Origin of the sequence: Pseudomonas asplenii (assembly GCF_001293465.1) — a bacterium.
GTDB lineage: Bacteria > Pseudomonadota > Gammaproteobacteria > Pseudomonadales > Pseudomonadaceae > Aquipseudomonas > Aquipseudomonas fuscovaginae_B.
In genome coordinates this window covers 531605-551253 of the sequence record NZ_JSYZ01000003.1, presented here as the reverse complement: position 1 = coordinate 551253, position 19649 = coordinate 531605, and the positions used below count along the sequence as shown (strand labels likewise).

The window sequence follows — 19649 nt, the reverse complement described above, 5'->3', positions numbered from 1 at the left end:
GGTATGCGAATTAGCCACACAGGCCACTAGCGCCTGATAGACTGCCCGGGCCCTTCTCCGTTCGAGCTCAGACCATGCTCCACGTGTTGTTCAGCGTTTACCTGAAGATGCTGGTGCTCTACAGCCCGTTCTTCGTCCTGTCCTGCTTCATCAGCCTGACCCGCGGCTACTCCAGCAAGGAGCGCCGTCGCCTGGCCTGGAAAGTCGCCCTTGCCACCCTGGTGTCCAGCGTCCTGCTGTACCTGTTCGGACGGGTCATCTTCAGCGTGTTCGGTATCACCGTGGATGCCTTCCGCATCGGCGCGGGGAGCGTGCTGTTCATCTCGGCGCTGGGCATGGCCCAGGGCAAGTCGGCGGTACAGAGCGACAATGTGCAGCAGGACGTGACCATCGTGCCGCTGACCATCCCGCTGACGGTAGGCCCCGGCACCATCGGTGCGCTGCTGGTGATGGGCGTGAGCCAGCCGCACTGGGACGACAAGCTCACCGCTATCGTCAGTATCGCCCTGGCGAGCCTTACCGTCGGCGTGGTGCTGTACCTGTCGAACCGGATCGAACGACTGCTGGGCGACCAGGGGCTGCAGATCGTCAGCCGCCTGATGGGCCTGTTCGTCTGCGCCCTGGCGGCGCAGATCATCTTTACCGGGGTACGCGGCTACCTGGCGCCCTGAGGGCCGCTCAGGAACCCGGTTTCTCGCCGTACCAGCGTGGCGTGTAGACCCACTCGCCACCCTCGGCGCGGGGAAACACGCAGGTGGTGGACGAACCGACGATGACCAGGGTGCGCATGTCCACCTGGTCCGGAGTCAGCTTGCCCAGGGTGGTCACCCGCAGCGTCTGCCCTGGTCGACCGATGTCGCGCCCCAGCACCACTGGCGTCTGCGGCGTGCGATGCCGGGCCACGATCTCCAGTGCCCGGCCCAGTTGCCAGGGGCGGGAACGGGAAATCGGATTGTAGAACGCCAGGGCGAGGTCAGCCTCGGCGGCGAGATCGAGGCGTTTCTCGATGATAGTCCAGGGCTTGAGGTTGTCCGACAGCGACATCACGCAGAAGTCGTGCCCCAACGGTGCCCCGGCCTGGGCGGCGGTGGCCAGCGAAGCGGAAACGCCGGGCAGGATCTCCAGCTCGACACCCTGCCAGGCGGGGTTGTCAGACTCGTGCAAGGCCTCGAGCACCGCCGCCGCCATGGCGAACACTCCCGGGTCGCCGGACGATACCACCACCACCGAACGCCCCGCGGCAGCCAGCTCGAAGGCGTGCCGGGCACGCTGCATCTCCTCGCGGTTGTCGGTGCAGTGCAGCACCTGGTCGGCCCGGAACGGTCCGGCCATGCGCACGTAGGTCTCGTAACCGAGCACATCATTGGCCCGATCCAGTTCGGCCCTGACCGCCGGCACCATCAGCTCGGCCGCACCGGGGCCGAGGCCGATCACAGCCAGGCGGCCGCGCGGACGGCCGATTTGCAGCGGGTCCAGCGGCTGCGCGGCAACGGCCAGCGTCAACTCCCCACTGATGCGAAGCGAGGCTGACGGGAGCGCCTGCCGCGCCAGCGTCTCGATGTCGGCGGCGGCCACGCCGAAACGCAGTGGCACCCCCAGTTGCCCGGCGGCCTCATGCAAGGCCGGGCTGGCCATCTGCGTGTCCGCAGCCAGCAGGCAGGCCAGGGACTGTTGTGCAATCCCCGCCTCCCGCAGCGCCGCACGCACGCGTTCGGCCAGCTCCGGCACCTCCGCCGAAACCGCCGCCAGCACGCAGCGCGGATAGATCAGCAGCTCGTCCGTGGTCGGCGTGCGCTCGGCGCTGCCCACGTGAATCGACAACCGGGCGTCCTGGTGCTCGGGCAAACGCGCCTCGGCCAGCCAGGGTGCGTCGCCCTCGACCCGCACGCTTTCGCCCGCCAGCAGATCCGAGACGAAACGCTTGCCCAGCTCCAGGTCGGCCAGGGCGTAACCGCTCGGCGGATTGAGCAGGCAGGTGCCGAAGCGCAGTTCGCCACTGGTGGTAATCGCGGCCGCCACCCCCAGGCCGGCGGCCATTTCCCGGGCCATGACGTTCACCCCACCCAGCCCGCCGAGCAACGGCACCACCGCGCTGCCATCCTCGGCCACCGCCAGCACCGGTGGCTCGGCGCCCTTCTCCAGCAGCACCGGGGCCAGGCTGCGGATGACGATACCGGCCGCACACAGGGCGATGATCGGCGTGTCCTGCTGATAGAGCTGGCGCAAGGTCGCGCCGAACTCGCTGTAGCTGCGGTCAGCGCCCTCGACCCGCTCGGCCAGGCCGTGGATCAGGGCATTCGGGTAGATCTGCTGAAGCCTGCGCGCGGTGGCCAGGCTGCCATTGCCGAGGATGACAATGGCCGGTGCCGGGCGACTCATCCCTGCCACCGTTCACCGGGCACGATGATCAGCGAGAAATACGGCGAGGACATCGGGTCCACCTCATCGAGCGGGACGATCTTCTGGTTGGCCATGGTGGCCCGTTCCACATACAGGGCGCGGCCAGCCAGCCCCAGTTCTTCCAGGACCTGGCGAACCTTGGGGAAGTTGCGCCCCAGCTTCATGACCACCGCCGCATCGGCGTCGGCCAGGCGGCGCTTGAGTTCGTCGTGGGGCAGCACGCCGGACAGCACCGACAGGCTCTGGTTGCGATACACCAGCGGCACGCCGAGCACCGAGGCCCCCCCGAGCATCGAGCAGACGCCAGGGACCACCTGGGCTTCGTAGCGGTCGGCCAGGCGGTCGTGCAGGTACATATAGGAGCCGTAGAAGAACGGATCACCCTCGCAGATCACCGCCACATCGCGGCCGGCATCCAGGTGCGCGGCCACCTCCAGGCTGGCTTCGTCGTAGAAGTCGCTGATCACCTGCTCGTAGGACAGCGGTGTCGGCAGGGCTTCGGTGGTCACCGGGTAGACCAGCGGCAGCAGGGCCTGGGCCTGCTGCAGATGCCCTTCGATGATACCGAAGGCATTGCCCTTCTTGCCCTTGGCGACGAAGTACGCCACCACTGGCGACTCGCGCAGCAGGCGCAGCGCCTTCACCGTGATCAACTCCGGATCACCCGGCCCTACGCCGAGGCCGATCAGACGTCCTGGCTTGTGCATCATTCCACCTCCGTAGCGAGGGCATTGACAGCCGCGGCGGCCATGGCGCTGCCGCCGAGGCGGCCCTGCATGATCACGAACGGCACGCCACGGCTGTCGGCGGCGAGCATCGCCTTGGATTCGGCGGCACCGACGAAGCCCACCGGGAAGCCGAGGATCAACGCCGGTTTCGGCGCTCCGGCATCGAGCATTTCCAGCAGATAGAACAGCGACGTCGGCGCATTACCGATCACCACCACGCTGCCTTCCAGATGCGGCCGCCACAATTCCAGGGCCACCGCCGAGCGGGTATTGCCCAGTTCCTGCGCCAGCGCCGGTACGCGCTCGTCACGCAGGGTGCAGATCACCGGGTTGTCGGCCGGCAGGCGGGCACGGGTGATGCCCTCGGCCACCATCCGCGCATCGCAGAGGATCGGTGCCCCGGCCGCCAGGGCCTCGCGCCCGGCCTTGCCGGCCCCCGGCGAAAATTGCAGGCCATCGATGGCATCGACCATGCCGCAGGCATGGATCACCCGCACGGCCAGTTTTTCCAGGTCGGCGGGGATTCGCGCCAGGTTCGCCTCCGCGCGAATGATCGCGAAGGAGTTGCGATAGATCTCCTGACCATCGCGGATGTAATCAATCATCGGTACTGCTCCGTGAGCGGGCTTCGAGCAGGGCGCCCGCCGCATCAATAGTAAGGTTGCGCGCGTGCAGCAGGCCGAAGCCGGGCTGGGCTGCATCACGAAAATAAAGGTCGTAGCGGCCCGGGCCGACCGCCAGCAACGTGGCAGGGGCCACATGGGCCGCGGCGCAGGAACGTTGGCAGCCGGACAGGTGCACGGCCAGGGCAGGCACCGGCAGAAGTGTCGCCAGACGGCGGGCATCGGCCTTGGTGTCGGCCTGCCCCTTGGCGCAGCCGGCAGAACCGGTGCAGGCGATGATGCGTGCCAGCGGCTGGTCGGCATCGCAGAGCAGGCCAAGCTGTTGCAGCCGTGCGCTGACCTGGCTCGCCTGTTCCTGGCGGATGCCGGGCAGCAACAGGCTTTGCCAGGGCGTCAGGCGCAGGTTGCCGTCACCGTATTGCTGCGCCAGTTGGGCAACGCCCTCAAGCATTGCCGTATCGAGGCGGCCCAGGGGAAACACCGCGCCGACATGGACCAGGCCCGGCTGGCGCTGTGGATAAGTTCCCACATGCAGCCCGTCGGTGGCGGGCGCCCGACGCCAGTCGCCAACGGCCAGTGGCGTGAAGCCGAGCCGTTCGGCCAGTTGTGCCAGGAGCGCGGCGCTCGACATCTCGGCCAGGAGATGCCGCATGCGTGTCTGCTCGGGACGGGCCAGGTCGAGAAACAGCTCCAGTACCGCCACCACCAGCGCATGCCCGTGCTCCAGAGGCACCGCCGCCAGCGGCGCATCAGCGGCCGGACAGCCGGCGAGACCGAAGGCCAGGCAAGGGCGGTTCTCGATCGACAGGGCCGAGAGCCACAGGTCATGGGGATGTTCGAGCATCGCCAGGGCCTCGCCGCCGTCGAGCTGGATGGCGAACTTGGCCGACAGCTCATGGAAGCGCGCCCGGCCCTGCAGGCTGGCGAGAATCTGCGCCGCCAACGGGCGCGTATCGATCAGCATCCGCGAGTCGATGCCGGCACCGGGGCTGAGCATCAGGTTGCGCACATCGTCGGCCCCACTGACGCGGGATACCTCCGTTCCTGTGGCGGGCTCCCTTCCCATGGCTGCCTCTGCTCCCGCGGGAGCGGGCCCAAGCCCGGCCGCCAGCAGGCTGTCGATCAGGGCCTGATGCGCCGCCCCGATCCCGCGGATCTGCAGATTGGCCCGGTTGGTCGCCTCGATCACTCCGCCGGCATAACGCGCGGCCGCCTGGGCCACGGCCCGGGCCTGATCGGCACTGATCACCCCACCAGCCAGCTTGATCCGGCAGATGCCGCCATCCAGTGCCGGGACGATGCGCAACAACCCCGGACAGGCCGAGGGGCGGACAGCGTTGGCAAGCGGGTGTTCGTTCAAGGGGCTACCGGCAGTCAGGGAAAGTGTTCGTTGTCATCCAAAGGCGTTTCGCCGTCGAAGGCGCGGTATTATGCCTGCTTTGTCCGAAGGCATGAAAAGACTGCCGGTCGGAACGCTGCGTTTTGAGGATTCTAGATGGCGCCCTGGCTGACAGTAGTGGGAATCGGTGAAGACGGCTTCGATGGCCTCGGCAAAAACGCCCGGCAGGCACTGCTGGGCGCGGCGCGGGTATTCGGTGGGCCGCGCCAGCTCGACCTGCTGCCTGCGAGCGTGACGGCCGAGCGCCAGGCCTGGCCGAGCCCGTTCTCTCTCGAACCGGTACTGGCCCTGCGCGGCACGCCGGTGTGCGTGCTGGCCAGCGGCGATCCGATGCTGTTCGGCGTCGGCGCCAGCCTGGCGCGTCAGGTCGAGCCACAGGAAATGCACGTGCTGCCCGCCCCGTCCGCCTATTCGCTGGCCGCTGCCCGCCTGGGCTGGGCCCTGCAGGAGGTGGTGTGCCTGTCGGTGGTCGCCCGTCCCGTCGCCGCGCTCGGCGCGCACCTGCACACAGGGTTGCGCCTGCTGGTGCTGAGCAACGACGAACACAGCCCTGCCGCTATCGTCGCCCTGCTGCGCGAGCGTGGCTTCGGCCCCAGCCGGGTCAGCGTGCTGGAGCATCTGGGCGGGCCGCTCGAACGGCGCATCGATGGCCGTGCCCGGGGCTGGGAGGAGCAGCCGTTCGCCCGCCTCAACCTGGTCGCCATCGAATGCCAGGCCGACCCGGCCACGCCCCGCCTGTCGCACATCGGCGGGTTGCCGGACTCCGCCTTCCGCCATGACGGCCAACTGACCAAGCGCGACGTTCGTGCCATTACCCTGGCCCGCCTCGCACCGGTCCCCGGCGAACTGCTCTGGGATGTTGGTGCCGGCAGCGGCTCCATCGGCATCGAGTGGATGCGTGCCCATCCCTCCTGCCGGACCATTGCCATCGAAGCGGACGCAGGCCGCCAGCAACTGATCGAGCACAATCGCGACGCCCTGGGCGTCCCCGGGTTGCGCCTGGTCCGCGGCAATGCCCCGCAGGCCCTGGACGGGCTGGAACAGCCGGATGCGATCTTCATCGGTGGCGGCGTGACCGTTCCCGGTGTTGTCGAGACCTGCTGGGCCCGGCTCAAGCCCGGCGGGCGGCTGGTGGCCAATGCCGTGACCCTGCAAAGCGAACTGCTGCTGATGAACTGGCGACAGAGCCACGGCGGCGAACTGACCCGCCTCCATGTCGCCCAGGCCCAACCCCTGGGCGACTTCGATACCTGGCGCCAGGCCTTGCCGATCACCCTGCTCGACGTGGTGAAACCTTGAATGCCCTGAAAGCCCCGAGCCTTGCGGGAGCGGGCTTGCCCGCAAAAAGTTGCCTGGACCCCGCCTCGCTCGGAGCCGGAGCACGTAGCCATGCGTGACGAAACCGCCGAACAACCCGCGCCCCTGCGCAGCGGCCTGACCACCGGCAGTTGCGCCACCGCCACTGCCCTGGCGGCGGCGCGCCTGCTGCTGAGCGGCGTCAGTCATGACGCGGTGCGGATCATCCTGCCCAAGGGCAAGCAGGTCGAGATGCGCCTGGAGTTCTGCCGCCGGCACGAGGACGGTGCCGAGGCCGGGACCCTCAAGGATGCCGGCGACGATCCGGATGTCACCCATGGCGCGCTGCTGTACACCCGGGTGCGACTGACCGCCGAGCCTGGCGTGCACTTCCACGCCGGCAGCGGCGTCGGCACCGTCACCCGCCCCGGGCTGGTGCTGGCGGTCGGCGAGCCGGCGATCAATCCGGTGCCGCGCAGGATGATCACCGAACACCTGCAGCAACTGGCGGCCGAACACGCCTACGACGGGGGCTTCTCGGTCACCGTCAACGTCGAGGGCGGCGAAGCGCTGGCGCTGAAAACCATGAACCCGCGCCTGGGCATCCTCGGCGGGCTGTCGATTCTCGGCACCAGCGGCATCGTCCGGCCATTTTCCTGCTCGGCCTACATCGCCTCGATCCACCAGGGCATCGATGTCGCCAGGACCAACGGCTACCTGCATATCGCCGCCTGCACCGGCAACGCCAGCGAAGACACCATGCGCCGGGTGTACGACCTGCCGGAAATCGCCCTGATCGAAATGGGCGACTTCGTCGGCGCCGTACTCAAGCACCTGCGCAAGGTGCCTGTGGATAAGCTGAGCCTGTGCGGCGGCTTCGGCAAGATCAGCAAGCTGGCGGCCGGACACATGGACCTGCACAGCCGGCATTCGAGCATCGACCTGCCGCAACTGGCCGAATGGGCCGCCGCGGTGGGTGCCAACGAGGCCCTGCAACAGGCCATTCGCCAGGCCAACACCAGCCAGCAGGCCCTGGCAATGGCCAGCGCCGCCGGGGTCGCCCTCGGCGATGCGGTCTGCCGGCACGCCCTGGAGTTCGCCCGCAGCGTGGTCCCGGCCCAGGTGCAGGTGGAGGTTTTCGCCATCGATCGCCAGGGCGGCATCGTCGGCCATGCCGGAGCGTTTCAATGAACCAGCCGATCAAGCGCCTGCTGTTGCTGGGTGGTGTCACCGAAGCCCTGGCGCTCGCCCGTACGCTCGGGCCGCAGCATATCTACAGCCTCGCCGGTGTCGGCCGGGTGCCCACCGACCTGCGCTGCCAGGTGCGTGTCGGTGGCTACGGCGGCGCCGAAGGCCTGGCGCAGTTCATCCGCGAGCAGGGCATCGACTTGCTGCTCGATGCCACCCATCCCTACGCTGCGCAGATCAGCCGCAATGCGGCGGCGGCGGCACACTCGAGCGGCATCCCCTGCTGGGCCCTGCGCCGCCCGGCCTGGGTCGCCGAACCCGGCGACGACTGGCGGGAAGTGGCGGACTGGGCCGAACTGATCAAGGCCCTTGAGCCGTTCCGCCGACCGCTGTTCACCCTCGGCCGCGAGCCCTTGCAGCACCTGGATGAAATCCCCGGGAACCAGTTCTGGACCCTGAGGGCCCTCGACCCCTACCCTGGCAACGCGCGCTGCGAAGTGATCGGCGCCCGCGGCCCCTTTCACCTGGAAGAGGAACGAGCCCTGTTCGAACAGCGCGCCATCGACGTGCTGATCAGCAAGAACAGCGGCAGCGGCGCCACCGAACCCAAGCTGCAGGTGGCCCGGGAACGCTCGGTGCCGGTCCTGGTCCTCAGGCGCCCGCCCTTGCCGGCAGTGGACTGCGAGTTCCAGACGATCGAGGAAACACTTGCCGCCTTGGCAACGGCACTCCAATAGATCACGATCCCGGCTTGTCAAATCAGTAACCTATTTGTTACCTTGAGAAGCAGGGATGATCGACCTCGAAGAATACGTGCGGGACAACCACAGCAACCCGTTCGAGCGCTGGTTCTCTTCACTGGATGTGCAAGCGGCCGCCAAGGTTTCCACCGCCCTGCTCCGACTGGAGATGGGCAACACCTCGAACATCAAATGGTTCGAAGGCCTCGGGGAGTACCGCATCGACTGGGGCCCTGGCTATCGGATCTACCTGATACGCGAAGGCACGCGCCTGATCATCCTGTTGGGTGGCGGCGACAAGTCGACTCAGAAAAGAGACATCCAGCAAGCCAGGCAGTTGGTTGAAGAATACAAACGTCGCAGACGCATAGAACCGCAAACGAGGTAAATCCCATGGCGCTGAGCCGCAGCTTCAAACAGACCATCGCCGAGCGCGCGCAACGCGACCCGGCATTCGCCGAGGCACTGCTCGACGAGGCCGCCAGCCTGTTTCTCAATGGCGAGCCGGAAATGGCCCGGGTCATCCTGCGCGACCTGGTCAACGCCACGGTGGGTTTCGAAGGCCTCGCCCGGGAAACCGACAAACCGAGCAAGAGCCTGCACCGGATGCTTTCGGCCAATGGCAATCCCAGCATGGACAACCTGGCCGCGATCTTCGCCGTCATACGTACCACACTGGGCGTCAACATCGAGGTGCATAGCGTTCCGCTGAGTTGACCGACTTCGCCATCCCGTCAGGGCTGCTACGCTTTCCCGGAGCGCCTGCGGCAAACAGCCTACATAGTATTGCGACCTTTCACCGCAGCCCGTGCTTTTACTTATGCAGGACGTTCAGGCTAAATAACCCACCGGTTTGAAACATCCGACGGAAACCCTTCCATGTCCCGACAACGGCTCGCCGCAGCTACCTGGATCGCCTGCCTCGCAGTGCTGTTCAATCTGCTTGCCATGCCGATTTCCGGGGCCATGGCGCCAGCGGCGGATCGCTCCGCCACCGACCAGCTGCTCTGGGGCAGTTTCTGCTCGGCCAGCGGTACCAAGCTGGTTGCCACCGTCATCGGCAAGCTGGAGCAGAAAGCGCCCCCGGGCGATGACCACTCCAACATGCAGCATTGCTGGTGCTGCTCCGGCTCCGCGCCACTGGTGGCCTTGCCCGGCCATGTGCCGCAACTGGCACTTGCGCCGACCGAAAGCGGCCCGCTGCACGCGGCCCTCCCGGTCGACTCGCCGACACCGCGACAACAGTGGCCCTCACTCAATCCCCGAGCCTCTCCAGCGGCCTGATTCACACTCGCAACCCTTTGCGTTTCGAATCGTTATGGAGAACTCCCATGCTCAAGAATGCCCTGCTTCTGGCCGCCTTGCTGCTGCCCGTCGGTTTTGCCGATGCCCACGAATTCACCGTTGGCGACCTACGGATCGACCACCCATGGTCCCAGGAACTGCCACCCAACGCGCCCACGGTCGCGGCCTATTTCACGCTGCATAACCAGGGGACAACGGCCGACCGCCTGACCGGCGTCGACAGCCCCATCGCCGGCAAGGCCGAACTGCACGAGCATGTGATGCAGGCGAACCTGATGAAGATGCAACAGGTGCCGGACGTGACCATCCCCGCCAAGGGCGAGGTCAGGTTCGCGCCCATGGCCTACCATGTGATGCTGCTCGATCTGCGCGACCGCAGCCTGCTGCAGGACGGCCAGCATTTCCCGCTGACCCTGCACTTCGAGAAGGCCGGCGCTGTCACCGTCGAGGTCTCGGTGCAGAAGCAGGCACCTGCCGCGACCCCGGACAAGATGCACATGCACGCCCAGTAAGCCTCGGCCCCGTTGCACGCCATGCGCACTCGCCGCAGCAGCTCCAGCCACTCCCGCACCCAGGTACGCGGCAGTTGGCTGAGCCTGTTCGCCATGCTGATGATCTTCATCGGTCCGCTGATTTCCCAGGCGATGCCGATGGACCGGCACGCCATGTCGATGGCGATGAACATGGACATGGCAATGCCCATGGACATGCCCGGTCACCACGGCACACAGGCCGGGCAAGACGCCAGCGAGCACCACGGCAATAGCGCCGAACACCATGCGCTCTGGGAAAAATGCGGCTACTGCAGCCTGCTGTTCAGTTGCCCGGCACTGCCGCAGACCCTGAGCTTCGCCGCCCTCGACGGCCCCCGACCGGTCCCCACGGTCGACTCCCGAACCCGTCTGGGACATGCCCGGCAGAGCATCTTCCCCGGCGCCCGCACCCGCGCGCCGCCAGCCTTCCATCAGGTAACGAGCTCTCTCTCACCCGGCTTGACCGCCCTGTAACCGCAGCGCGGTGGCCGTGTTGTATTCGCTTGAATGATGGAACACCTATGTCCACTGCAAAGACTCGCCTGCGCGCTGCGCGGGCGAAAAACCCTTTCGTCCCGAACGAGCTGCACCTGAGCCTGCGCCAGGCCACTGCTCTCATGTGCGCAGCGCTGCTGGCACCGACGGTGTTCGCTGCCGATGCCGCAGACGACCACGACCAGCACGCCCGGGAAATCAGTCCGACCGTGATCACCGCCGTCGCGCCCAGCTCGCCGCTGACGGTCATCACCAACCCCAGGGACCCGCGCCAGCCGGTACCGGCCAGCGATGGCGGCGACTACCTCAAGACCATTCCCGGCTTCGCCCTGGTGCGCAATGGCGGCACCAACGGCGACCCGGTGCTGCGCGGCATGTTCGGCTCGCGCCTGAACATCCTCACCAACGGCAGCATGATGCTCGGCGCCTGCCCGGGCCGGATGGATGCACCGACCTCCTACATCTCGCCGGAAACCTACGACAAGCTGACCGTGATCAAGGGCCCGCAAACCGTGCTCTGGGGCCCGGGCGCCTCCGCCGGGACGATCCTGTTCGACCGCGAGCCGGAACACTTCGGCGAACTCGGCAGCCGGATCAACGCCAGTGTCCTCGCCGGTTCCAACGGCCGTTTCGACAAGCTGGTGGATGCCGCCGCAGGCGGCCCGCTCGGCTACATCCGGGTGATCGGCAACCAGGCCCACGCCGATGACTACAAGGATGGTCACAACGACACCGTGCCCTCGCGCTACGACAAGTGGAACGGCGACGTCGCCCTCGGCTGGACCCCGGACGCCGACACCCTGCTGGAACTCACCGCCGGCAAGGGCGACGGCGAGGCCCGCTACGCCGGGCGCGGCATGGACGGCGCACAGTTCAAGCGCGAAAGCCTCGGCCTGCGCTTCGAGAAATCGAACATCGGCGACGTGCTCGACAAGCTCGAAGCCCAGGTCTACTACAACTACGCCGACCATGTGATGGACAACTACACCCTGCGCCAGCCGTCCGGCACCGGGATGATGGCCGGCCCCATGGCCTCCAACGTCGACCGCCGCACCCTGGGCGCGCGGATCAAGGCCACCTGGCACTGGGCCGACTGGCAACTGATCGGCGGCCTCGACGCCCAGACCAACGAGCACCGCCAGCGCAGCAGCATGGGCATCGGCACCTACAAGGACCTGCCACGGACCAGGGACGCCGATTTCCACAACTACGGTGTGTTCGGCGAGCTGACCTGGTACGCCGCCGAGCGCGATCGCCTGATCAGTGGTGCACGACTGGACCGCGCCTCGGCCCGGGACTTGCGGCAGACCCTCGGCTCCGGCATGAGCGCGCGGGCCAATCCGACCGCCGACGACACCCGCGCCGACACCCTGCCCAGCGGCTTCGTCCGCTACGAGCACGACCTGGCCGAAACACCGGCCACGTTCTACGCCGGCCTCGGCCACGCCGAACGCTTCCCCGACTACTGGGAGCTGTTCTCGCCCAACAGCGGCCCGGGCGGGTCGCTCAATGCCTTCGACGCGATCAAGCCGGAGAAGACCACGCAACTGGACTTCGGCGTGCAATACAAGACCGCCGACCTGGAAGCCTGGGCCTCGGGCTACATCGGCCAGGTGCGCGACTTCATCCTGTTCGACTACCAGCCCGGCATGATGGGCATGACCTCCCAGGCACAGAACGTCGATGCGCGGATCATGGGCGGCGAACTCGGCGCGGCCTATCAACTGACCTCCAACTGGAAGGCCGACGCGACCCTGGCCTATGCCTGGGGCAAGAACACCAGCGATGGCAAGGCCCTGCCGCAGATCCCGCCGCTCGACAGCCGCTTCGGCCTGACCTACAGCGAGGACGACTGGAGTGCCGGCGCCTTGTGGCGGGTGGTCGCGGCGCAGAACCGCATCGACCAGAACAAAGGCAACGTGGTCGGCAAGGATTTCTCCAAAAGTGCCGGCTTCGGCGTGTTCTCCCTCAACGGCGCGTACCGCCTCAACAAACACGTGAAGCTCAGCACGGGCGTCGACAACCTGTTCAACAAGGCCTATGCCGAACACCTGAACCTGGCGGGTAACGCCGGCTTCGGCTACCCGGCCAACGACCCGCAGGCGATCAACGAACCGGGGCGGACCTTCTGGACCAAGGTGGACATGGCCTTCTAAAGAACACCACCGACTTTGTAGGAGCAGGCGATGCGGCGACCCGACTTGCCTGCTCCTACAAAAAACAACCACATATCCAATACCCGAATCATCAAACCTTGCGGAGCGCTCCCATGAGCCAACCGAAAATCTCTTTCTACAACCTGGCCTGGCGCTGGCATTTCTACGCCGGGCTGTTCGTCGCCCCGTTCATGATCCTGCTGGCGCTGACCGGGATCATCTACCTGTTCAAGCCACAGCTCGACCCGCTGATGTACGGCCACCTGCTCAAGGTCGAGCCCGGCCATCAGCTGATCAGCGCCGACGAGCAGATGCGGCGGGTCCAGGCCACTTATCCACAGGCGCGGATCAAGCAGTACCTGCCGCCCGCCACTGCCGGGCGCAGCGCGCAGTTCGTGGTGATCCGGGACGGCCGCGAACTCAACGTGTTCATCGATCCCTACCGCGGCAACGTGCTCGGCGAACAGGACGCCAAGCTCAACCTGCAGGCCGTTGCCCGCGCCCTGCACGGCGAACTGATGATCGGCACCGTCGGCGACCGCCTGGTGGAACTGGCCGCCGGCTGGGGCGTGATGCTGGTGGTGTCCGGGGTCTACCTCTGGTGGCCGCGCGGCCGTTCCCAGGGCGGTGTGCTCTGGCCGCGCCTGAACGCCCGGGGCCGGGTCCTGTGGCGCGACCTGCATGCGGTCAGCGGGTTCTGGGGCTCGATCCTGCTGCTGTTGATGCTGCTCAGCGGCATGACCTGGACCGGCTTCTGGGGCAAGCAGTACGCCGAGGTCTGGAACAGGTTTCCGGACCCGATGTGGAACAACATGCCCAAGTCCGACGTCGAGGCCCGCAGCCTGAACACGGCAGCACGCCAGACCGTGCCCTGGGCCATGGAAAACACGCCGATGCCGATGTCCGGCGACCACGCCGAGCACATGCATCACGGCGGCGCCTCGGCCGGCCCGGCGGCACCGGGCATCGCCCTGCAGCAGGTGGTCGACATCGCCACCGCGCGCCAAGTCGAGCGCGGCTACAGCATCACCCTGCCGACCACCGCCGAGGGCGTCTTCACCATCGCCGTGTTCGCCGACGACCCGCGCAACGACGCGACCCTGCATGTCGACCAATACACCGGCACGGTCCTGGCCGACGTGCGCTGGCAGCAATACGGCAACGTCGCCCGGGCCACCGAGATGGGCGTGATGCTGCACGAGGGCAAGCTGTTCGGACCGATCAACCAACTGGTGATCCTGCTGATCTGCCTGATGATCCTGCTGGGTTCGGTCAGCGGCCTGGTCATGTGGTGGAAGCGTCGCCCGCAGGGCAGCCTCGGCGTGCCACCGCTGCGCCACGACCTGCCACGCTGGAAGAGCGCGATGCTGGTGATGCTGGCACTGGCGGTGCTGTTCCCGCTGGTGGGGGCATCGCTGATCGTGGTCTGGCTGCTCGACAGGCTGCTGTTGTCGCGCCTGGGCCGTCAACATGAACCGGCCTCACCTTCAGCCTGAAGAACGTGAGATGCGTGGAATAGAGGGATCTATAGACTTCGGAGGCTATCCACTTGCAATCACATATTGTTATATTATAACAATATCGCAAGGTTCCCGCCCGCGGCCACAAGCCGCGGGACTCTCCGAAAAAAAGCGACTTACTACCCCGATGAACAAGTATTTCGTCTCCGGCCTCTGCCTGCTGGCGTTCAACCACGCCCACGCGGATGCCACGTTGACCCTGCCCACCGGCACCATCACCGCGCCTGCCGTCGACCCCGACAGCATCGACCTGAAAACCCCGACCAGCGCCGGTTCGCGCCTGGGGCTCAGCGCCCTGGAAACCCCGGCCAGTACCGAAAGCCTGAGCGGCGCACGGATTCGTGAACGCGGTGATGCCAGCGTACAGGATGCGGTCTCGCGCAGCACCGGAATCAGCCGCACCGGTACGCCGGGCGACGGTGGCACCTCGTTGCAGGCCCGCGGCTTCACCGGCCAGGGCTCGGTGATGCAGTTGTACGACGGCAACCGGATGTACACCGGCATGGGCACCGTGACCTTCCCGGTGGACACCTGGTCGGTGGAACGCGTCGACGTACTGCGCGGCCCGGCCTCGGTGCTGTATGGCGAAGGGGCGACCGGCGCGGTGATCAATACCATCCCGAAGAAGCCGTTCGAAGGCGGGATCGAAAACCACCTGCGCCTCGGCTACGGCTCCTACGACAGCCAGCAGCAGGCCTTCGACAGCGGCGGCTCGCTGAGCGACAACCTGAGCTACCGGGTCAACCTCAACCGCCTGCGCAGCCATGGCTGGATCGACCGCGGCGACTCCGCCAGCGACTTCGTCAGTGCCGCGCTGCGCTGGCAGGCCAATGACAACCTGATGTTCACCCTGGCCCACGACTACGGCGACCAGCAGCCAATGAACGATTTCGGCGTACCGCTGATCAACGGCCGCTACCAGGGCCATCTGCGCGACCGGAACTACAACGTCGGCAACGACACCCAGCACTACAACGACCAGTGGACGCGCCTGACCACCGAGTGGCAGGTCTCCGATAGCGTCAGCTCGAACAACGAGCTGTATTACCTCATGGCCCGGCGTCGCTGGCAGAACGCCGAGAACTACAGTTTCGACCGCGCCAGCCAGCAGTTGCTCAGGAGCGGTTTCCTCGGCATCGGCCACCACCAGGAACAGCTCGGCGATCGCCAGACCTTCACCTTCAGGCACAGCCTGTTCGGCCTCGACAGCCAGACCCTGGCCGGGGTGGACGTCAACCGTATCCGCTTCAAGCTCGCCAGCAACTCACCGTTCGAGGACCTGCTGCCGAGCGGCCAGCCGATCGACATCGAGCACCCGACACCGGGTGCCTTCGACAGTGCCAGCCCCTACCGCGAGCAGTTCAAGAGCAGCACGCGGCAGTTCTCGGTGTTTGCCGAAAACCGTACTCACCTGACGGAGCAGTGGTCGCTGGTGACCGGTGTGCGCCGGGACTTCGTGCACATCGATCGCGACAACCTGGTCGACGGCAGCGACAGCGACAAGAGCCTGGTCGGCAGCAACTGGAAGGTCGGCCTGGTCTACGCCATGACGGCCGACACCTCGCTCTACGGCCAGTACTCCACCAGCACCGACGGCGTCGGTGGCCTGATTTCCCTGAGCCCGAGCCAGCAGCAGTACGACCTGTCCACCGCGAAGCAGACCGAGGTCGGTCTCAAGCAGATGTTCTGGGACCAGCGCGGCGAGTGGACCCTGGCGGCCTACCACATCGTCAAGAAGAAGCTGCTGACGGATGACCCCGGCAATACCCAGAACAAGCTGCAGGTCGGCCAGCAATCGTCCGACGGCCTGGAGGCCAGCCTCGACCTGAAACTGGCCCACGACTGGCAGTTGCAGGCCAATGCCGCGATCGTTCGGGCGCAGTACGACGACTTCCAGCAGAAAGTCGAGGGTGTCTACGTTTCCCGCGACGGCCAGCGCCCGGTGGATGTGCCGCGGCGGACCGCCAATCTGTGGTTGAGCAAGGCCCTCGGCGACGATGTGAAGGCCGGCGCCGGCGTACGGTATGTCGATGCCCGCTATGCCGACCTGGCCAACAGCACCGAGCTGCCGAGCTACACCGTGGTCGACGCGAACCTGTCGTGGAAGGCCCTGCGCAATACCACCCTGGGGCTGCAATTGAACAATCTGTTCGACCGCCAGTACGCACAAAGCCAATACAATGACGGCCAGCAATGGATTCCGGGACAGCCGCGCTCGCTCTTCGTGACGGCCGATTACACCTTTTGACCACAGAGCAGACAATGACCTCGCTGACCCTCGCCAACCTGGCCTGGACACCCCCGGACCAGGGCCACTGCCATCACCGGTTCCAACTGCGTGACGCCCACCTGCAGGTGGCGGCGGGCGAGTTCGTCGGCCTGATCGGGCCCAACGGCAGCGGCAAGACCAGCCTGCTCAAGTGCGCCTATCGCTTCAGCCAGCCGGAAAACGGCGAGGTCCTGCTCGAACACCGGAACGTCTGGCAGCAGTCGCCACGCTGGTGCGCCCGGCGCATTGCCGTGGTCCTGCAGGAATTTCCCGATGCCTTCGGCCTGACCGTCGAGGAAGTGGTCGCCATGGGCCGCACACCGCACAAGAAACTGTTCGACGGCGAAACCGGGCACGACCGCCAGCTGATTCACCAGGCACTGCAGTCGGTGAACATGCTCGGCTTCGAGGACCACGCCTTCGCCACCCTCTCCGGTGGCGAAAAGCAGCGGGTGATCCTCGCCCGCGCCCTGGCACAGCAACCGCAACTGCTGATTCTCGACGAACCGACCAATCACCTCGACCCACGCTACCAGCTGGAATTGCTGACCCTGGTCAGACGCCTGAACATCGGCACCCTCGCCAGCATCCACGACCTCAACCTGGCCGCCGCCTTCTGCGATCGGCTGTACGTGCTCGACCAGGGCCGCATCGTCGCCAGCGGTACCCCGCAGGCGGTGCTGAACGCCGACCTGCTACGCGAGGTGTTCGGCGTCGAAGCCCTGGTCGACAACCACCCGCTGGGTGGCTACCCACGCATCACCTGGATAACCCAACCATGAAGAGACTGCGCCTGGCGCTCTGCCTCGGCTCCCTGTTCGCCTCGACGGCCTGCCTGGCCGAATCGACGCACTACCCGTTGACGATCCACAGTTGCAACCGCGAGGTGACGTTCCAGCAAGCCCCCCGCCATGCGCTCAGCCACGACATCAACATGACCCGGATGATGCTCGCCCTTGGCCTGAAGTCGCGCATGGTCGGCTACAGCGGCATCAGCGGCTGGAAGTCGGTCACCCCGGAAATGGCCAGGAGCCTCGACGGCCTGCCCGAGCTGGCGGCCAAGTACCCGTCGGTGGAGACCCTGCTCAACGCCAACGTCGACTTTTTCTTCGCCGGCTGGGACTACGGCATGCGCGTCGGTGGCGACCTTACGCCACAAACCCTGGCGCCGCTGGGCATCAACGTCTACGAGCTGACCGAGTCCTGCGCCTTCGTGATGAAGCGTCCGGCCGCCAGCCTCGACGACACCTACAACGACCTGCGCAACCTCGGACGGATCTTCGACGTGCAGGACCGCGCCGAAGCGCTGATCGCGCAGATGCAGGCCCGCGTCGCCGACGTGCAGAAAGACCTGCCGGCCGACCGGCCGCGGGTCTTCCTCTACGACAGCGGCGAAGACCGTGCCATGACCTCCGGTCGCCTGGCCATGCCCCAGGCACTGATCGAGGCGGCCGGCGGGCGCAACGTGCTGGATGACGTCGAGGCGAGCTGGACCCGGGTGAACTGGGAAAGCGTGGTGGAGAAGAACCCACAGGTGATCGTCATCGTCGACTACAGCGAAATCACCGCCGAGCAGAAACAGCACTTCCTGGAGAGCAACCCGGCCCTGCAGTCGGTGGAGGCGATCCGCAATAAACGCTTCGTGGTCATCCCCTATGTCGAGGCGACACCGGGCATCGATAACGTCCACGCCATCGAAACCCTGGCCAAGGCGTTCCATCCACGATGATGAGCCGTCGCTATACCCTGCTGCTGGTCGTGCTCGGCGCACTGCTGCTGGTGTCCTGCGTGGTGTCGCTGGGCTTCGGTCCGGCGCGGCTGCCGGTGGACCTGGTGTGGCGCATCCTGGCGTACAAGCTGTTGGGCAGCGGCACACCGGACTGGAGCCCCGGCCAGGACCATATCGTCTGGCTGATCCGCGTCCCGCGCATGCTGCTGGGGGCCCTGGTCGGTGCCGGCCTGGCGCTGATCGGCGCGGTGCTGCAGGCGGTGACCCGCAACCCGCTGGCCGACCCGCACCTGCTCGGCGTGACATCCGGGGCCACCCTCGGTGCGGTGATCGTGGTGCTGCATGTCGGTGAAATTGCCGGCCTGCTGAGCCTGCCCATCGCCGCCTTCATCGGCGCCCTGGGCAGCATGCTGCTGGTGCTGGGCATCGCCAGCCGCAATGGCCGGCTGGACAGCGAGCGCCTGCTGCTGTGCGGGGTGGCGGTGTCCTTCGTGATGATGGCGCTGGCCAATCTGCTGCTGTTTCTCGGCGACCACCGGGCCAGTTCCGCGGTGATGTTCTGGATGCTCGGCGGCCTCGGCCTGGCGCGCTGGGAGTTGCTGCTGGTGCCGATGCTGAGCGTGCTCTGTGGGCTGCTCCTGCTGCTCGGCATGGCGCGGTCGCTGAACGCGCTGATGGCCGGCGAACAGACCGCCGTGACCCTCGGCCTGAGCGCACGCCATGTGCGCCTCAAGGTGTTCCTGATCGCTTCGCTGATGACCGGCGTGCTGGTCTCCATCAGCGGTTCGATCGGCTTCGTCGGGCTCATGGTGCCGCACATCGCACGCTACCTGGTGGGCGCGGAGCACCGCAGGCTGCTGCCGGTGTCGGCGTTGCTCGGCAGCCTGTTCCTCATCTGGGTCGATGTCGCCGCACGCACCCTCATCGCCCCGGAGGACCTGCCGATCGGCGTAGCCACCGCGGCCATCGGCGGCCTGTTTTTCATCGGCCTGATGCGGCGCCGGTAAGGGCGCTACTCCATCCTGTGGGAGCGGGCTTGCCGGGGCACCGCCCCCCGGGGCCTGCGATACGGCTGACAGCTTCGCAGGCAAGCCCGCTCCCGCAGAGCACCAATCTGGCGCTCCCGGCGCACCGCGCAGCTCACGCCGCCCCCGCTTGGTGCGACTGTTCAGACCAGCTACCGGGCAAAGCGCGCTGTTGCGGCCCTCCGCGAACTCGGCACACCCCTTGCAAAACCCTCTTCAGCATCTGCATCTGCCAACCCCAAA

At 66.7% G+C, this 19649-nt stretch carries 19 protein-coding genes; 15 read left to right on the top strand and 4 right to left on the bottom strand.

Features of this window, described 5'->3' with window-relative positions; translation table 11 throughout:
* Nucleotides 1–74: 74 nt before the first annotated feature.
* A complete protein-coding gene (locus PF66_RS06395; protein WP_054059598.1) occupies nt 75–671 on the top strand; it encodes a MarC family protein in 597 nt (198 codons plus the stop codon).
* 7 nt (nt 672–678) lie between these two features.
* On the opposite strand, the gene cobJ is transcribed toward PF66_RS06395, so the two are convergent.
* Genes cobJ through cobG form a run of 4 tightly spaced genes read right to left on the bottom strand, consistent with a single transcriptional unit; the run spans nt 679 to nt 5111 of the window.
* Entirely contained in the window at nt 679–2379 is a 1701-nt protein-coding gene (gene cobJ, locus PF66_RS06390) for a precorrin-3B C(17)-methyltransferase (protein ID WP_054062179.1), read from the bottom strand.
* A complete protein-coding gene (locus tag PF66_RS06385; protein WP_054062178.1) occupies nt 2376–3107 on the bottom strand; it encodes a precorrin-2 C(20)-methyltransferase in 732 nt (243 codons plus the stop codon). Before PF66_RS06385 ends, cobJ begins: the two co-directional genes overlap by 4 nt.
* On the bottom strand, nt 3107–3733 hold the full coding sequence (locus PF66_RS06380; RefSeq protein WP_054062177.1) for a precorrin-8X methylmutase: 627 nt from the start codon (nt 3731–3733) through the stop codon (nt 3107–3109). Before PF66_RS06380 ends, PF66_RS06385 begins: the two co-directional genes overlap by 1 nt.
* Nucleotides 3726–5111, bottom strand: coding sequence for a precorrin-3B synthase (gene cobG / locus PF66_RS06375; RefSeq protein WP_054062176.1), 1386 nt, complete (start codon nt 5109–5111; stop codon nt 3726–3728). Before cobG ends, PF66_RS06380 begins: the two co-directional genes overlap by 8 nt.
* Before the next feature lie 135 nt (nt 5112–5246).
* Between cobG and PF66_RS06370 the strand changes: the two genes are divergently transcribed.
* From PF66_RS06370 to PF66_RS06305, 14 genes are all read left to right on the top strand, one after another.
* Nucleotides 5247–6449, top strand: a complete 1203-nt coding sequence (locus PF66_RS06370) for a bifunctional cobalt-precorrin-7 (C(5))-methyltransferase/cobalt-precorrin-6B (C(15))-methyltransferase (RefSeq protein WP_054062175.1) — start codon at nt 5247–5249, stop codon at nt 6447–6449.
* A 90-nt stretch (nt 6450–6539) separates the two neighbouring features.
* Nucleotides 6540–7637, top strand: coding sequence for a cobalt-precorrin-5B (C(1))-methyltransferase (locus PF66_RS06365; RefSeq protein WP_054062174.1), 1098 nt, complete (start codon nt 6540–6542; stop codon nt 7635–7637).
* 8 nt (nt 7638–7645) lie between these two features.
* Nucleotides 7646–8371: a cobalt-precorrin-6A reductase gene (locus tag PF66_RS06360; RefSeq protein WP_193394193.1), complete on the top strand. Its 726-nt coding sequence runs from the start codon at nt 7646–7648 to the stop codon at nt 8369–8371.
* A gap of 55 nt (nt 8372–8426) precedes the next feature.
* Entirely contained in the window at nt 8427–8762 is a 336-nt protein-coding gene (locus PF66_RS06355) for a type II toxin-antitoxin system RelE/ParE family toxin (RefSeq protein WP_054060495.1), read from the top strand.
* A gap of 5 nt (nt 8763–8767) precedes the next feature.
* On the top strand, nt 8768–9091 hold the full coding sequence (locus PF66_RS06350) for a DNA-binding protein (protein ID WP_054060496.1): 324 nt from the start codon (nt 8768–8770) through the stop codon (nt 9089–9091).
* A 162-nt stretch (nt 9092–9253) separates the two neighbouring features.
* Complete coding sequence (locus PF66_RS06345) at nt 9254–9658, top strand: DUF2946 domain-containing protein (RefSeq protein ID WP_054060497.1); 405 nt, start codon at nt 9254–9256, stop codon at nt 9656–9658.
* Between the two features lie 47 nt (nt 9659–9705).
* Complete coding sequence (locus PF66_RS06340; RefSeq protein WP_054060498.1) at nt 9706–10191, top strand: copper chaperone PCu(A)C; 486 nt, start codon at nt 9706–9708, stop codon at nt 10189–10191.
* Nucleotides 10192–10212: 21 nt separating this feature from the next.
* A complete protein-coding gene (locus tag PF66_RS06335; RefSeq protein WP_054062172.1) occupies nt 10213–10686 on the top strand; it encodes a DUF2946 domain-containing protein in 474 nt (157 codons plus the stop codon).
* A 143-nt stretch (nt 10687–10829) separates the two neighbouring features.
* Nucleotides 10830–12863: a TonB-dependent copper receptor gene (locus tag PF66_RS06330; protein ID WP_425357885.1), complete on the top strand. Its 2034-nt coding sequence runs from the start codon at nt 10830–10832 to the stop codon at nt 12861–12863.
* Between the two features lie 113 nt (nt 12864–12976).
* The gene (locus tag PF66_RS06325) at nt 12977–14359 is read left to right on the top strand and encodes a PepSY-associated TM helix domain-containing protein (protein ID WP_054062170.1); all 1383 of its coding nucleotides are present in this window, start codon (nt 12977–12979) and stop codon (nt 14357–14359) included.
* Between the two features lie 151 nt (nt 14360–14510).
* Nucleotides 14511–16631 (top strand): TonB-dependent receptor, encoded by a 2121-nt coding sequence (locus PF66_RS06320; RefSeq protein ID WP_054062169.1) that lies wholly within the window; start codon nt 14511–14513, stop codon nt 16629–16631.
* A gap of 14 nt (nt 16632–16645) precedes the next feature.
* Entirely contained in the window at nt 16646–17434 is a 789-nt protein-coding gene (locus PF66_RS06315; RefSeq protein WP_054061146.1) for an ABC transporter ATP-binding protein, read from the top strand.
* The gene (locus PF66_RS06310; protein ID WP_054062168.1) at nt 17431–18381 is read left to right on the top strand and encodes an ABC transporter substrate-binding protein; all 951 of its coding nucleotides are present in this window, start codon (nt 17431–17433) and stop codon (nt 18379–18381) included. Before PF66_RS06315 ends, PF66_RS06310 begins: the two co-directional genes overlap by 4 nt.
* Nucleotides 18378–19388: a FecCD family ABC transporter permease gene (locus tag PF66_RS06305; RefSeq protein WP_054062167.1), complete on the top strand. Its 1011-nt coding sequence runs from the start codon at nt 18378–18380 to the stop codon at nt 19386–19388. Before PF66_RS06310 ends, PF66_RS06305 begins: the two co-directional genes overlap by 4 nt.
* Nucleotides 19389–19649: the final 261 nt, after the last annotated feature.

What these genes read in the sequence shown, in the direction of transcription:
- PF66_RS06330 (WP_425357885.1), top strand. Translation starts at nt 10,830, where the DNA reads ATGTGCGCAGCGCTGCTGGCACCGACGGTGTTCGCTGCCGATGCCGCA.
- PF66_RS06380 (WP_054062177.1), bottom strand. Translation starts at nt 3,733, where the DNA reads ATGATTGATTACATCCGCGATGGTCAGGAGATCTATCGCAACTCCTTC.
- PF66_RS06320 (WP_054062169.1), top strand. Translation starts at nt 14,511, where the DNA reads ATGAACAAGTATTTCGTCTCCGGCCTCTGCCTGCTGGCGTTCAACCAC.
- PF66_RS06350 (WP_054060496.1), top strand. Translation starts at nt 8,768, where the DNA reads ATGGCGCTGAGCCGCAGCTTCAAACAGACCATCGCCGAGCGCGCGCAA.
- PF66_RS06325 (WP_054062170.1), top strand. Translation starts at nt 12,977, where the DNA reads ATGAGCCAACCGAAAATCTCTTTCTACAACCTGGCCTGGCGCTGGCAT.
- PF66_RS06365 (WP_054062174.1), top strand. Translation starts at nt 6,540, where the DNA reads ATGCGTGACGAAACCGCCGAACAACCCGCGCCCCTGCGCAGCGGCCTG.
- PF66_RS06395 (WP_054059598.1), top strand. Translation starts at nt 75, where the DNA reads ATGCTCCACGTGTTGTTCAGCGTTTACCTGAAGATGCTGGTGCTCTAC.
- PF66_RS06345 (WP_054060497.1), top strand. Translation starts at nt 9,254, where the DNA reads ATGTCCCGACAACGGCTCGCCGCAGCTACCTGGATCGCCTGCCTCGCA.
- PF66_RS06315 (WP_054061146.1), top strand. Translation starts at nt 16,646, where the DNA reads ATGACCTCGCTGACCCTCGCCAACCTGGCCTGGACACCCCCGGACCAG.
- PF66_RS06355 (WP_054060495.1), top strand. Translation starts at nt 8,427, where the DNA reads ATGATCGACCTCGAAGAATACGTGCGGGACAACCACAGCAACCCGTTC.
- PF66_RS06305 (WP_054062167.1), top strand. Translation starts at nt 18,378, where the DNA reads ATGATGAGCCGTCGCTATACCCTGCTGCTGGTCGTGCTCGGCGCACTG.
- PF66_RS06335 (WP_054062172.1), top strand. Translation starts at nt 10,213, where the DNA reads ATGCGCACTCGCCGCAGCAGCTCCAGCCACTCCCGCACCCAGGTACGC.
- PF66_RS06340 (WP_054060498.1), top strand. Translation starts at nt 9,706, where the DNA reads ATGCTCAAGAATGCCCTGCTTCTGGCCGCCTTGCTGCTGCCCGTCGGT.
- PF66_RS06310 (WP_054062168.1), top strand. Translation starts at nt 17,431, where the DNA reads ATGAAGAGACTGCGCCTGGCGCTCTGCCTCGGCTCCCTGTTCGCCTCG.
- PF66_RS06385 (WP_054062178.1), bottom strand. Translation starts at nt 3,107, where the DNA reads ATGCACAAGCCAGGACGTCTGATCGGCCTCGGCGTAGGGCCGGGTGAT.
- cobJ (WP_054062179.1), bottom strand. Translation starts at nt 2,379, where the DNA reads ATGAGTCGCCCGGCACCGGCCATTGTCATCCTCGGCAATGGCAGCCTG.
- PF66_RS06370 (WP_054062175.1), top strand. Translation starts at nt 5,247, where the DNA reads ATGGCGCCCTGGCTGACAGTAGTGGGAATCGGTGAAGACGGCTTCGAT.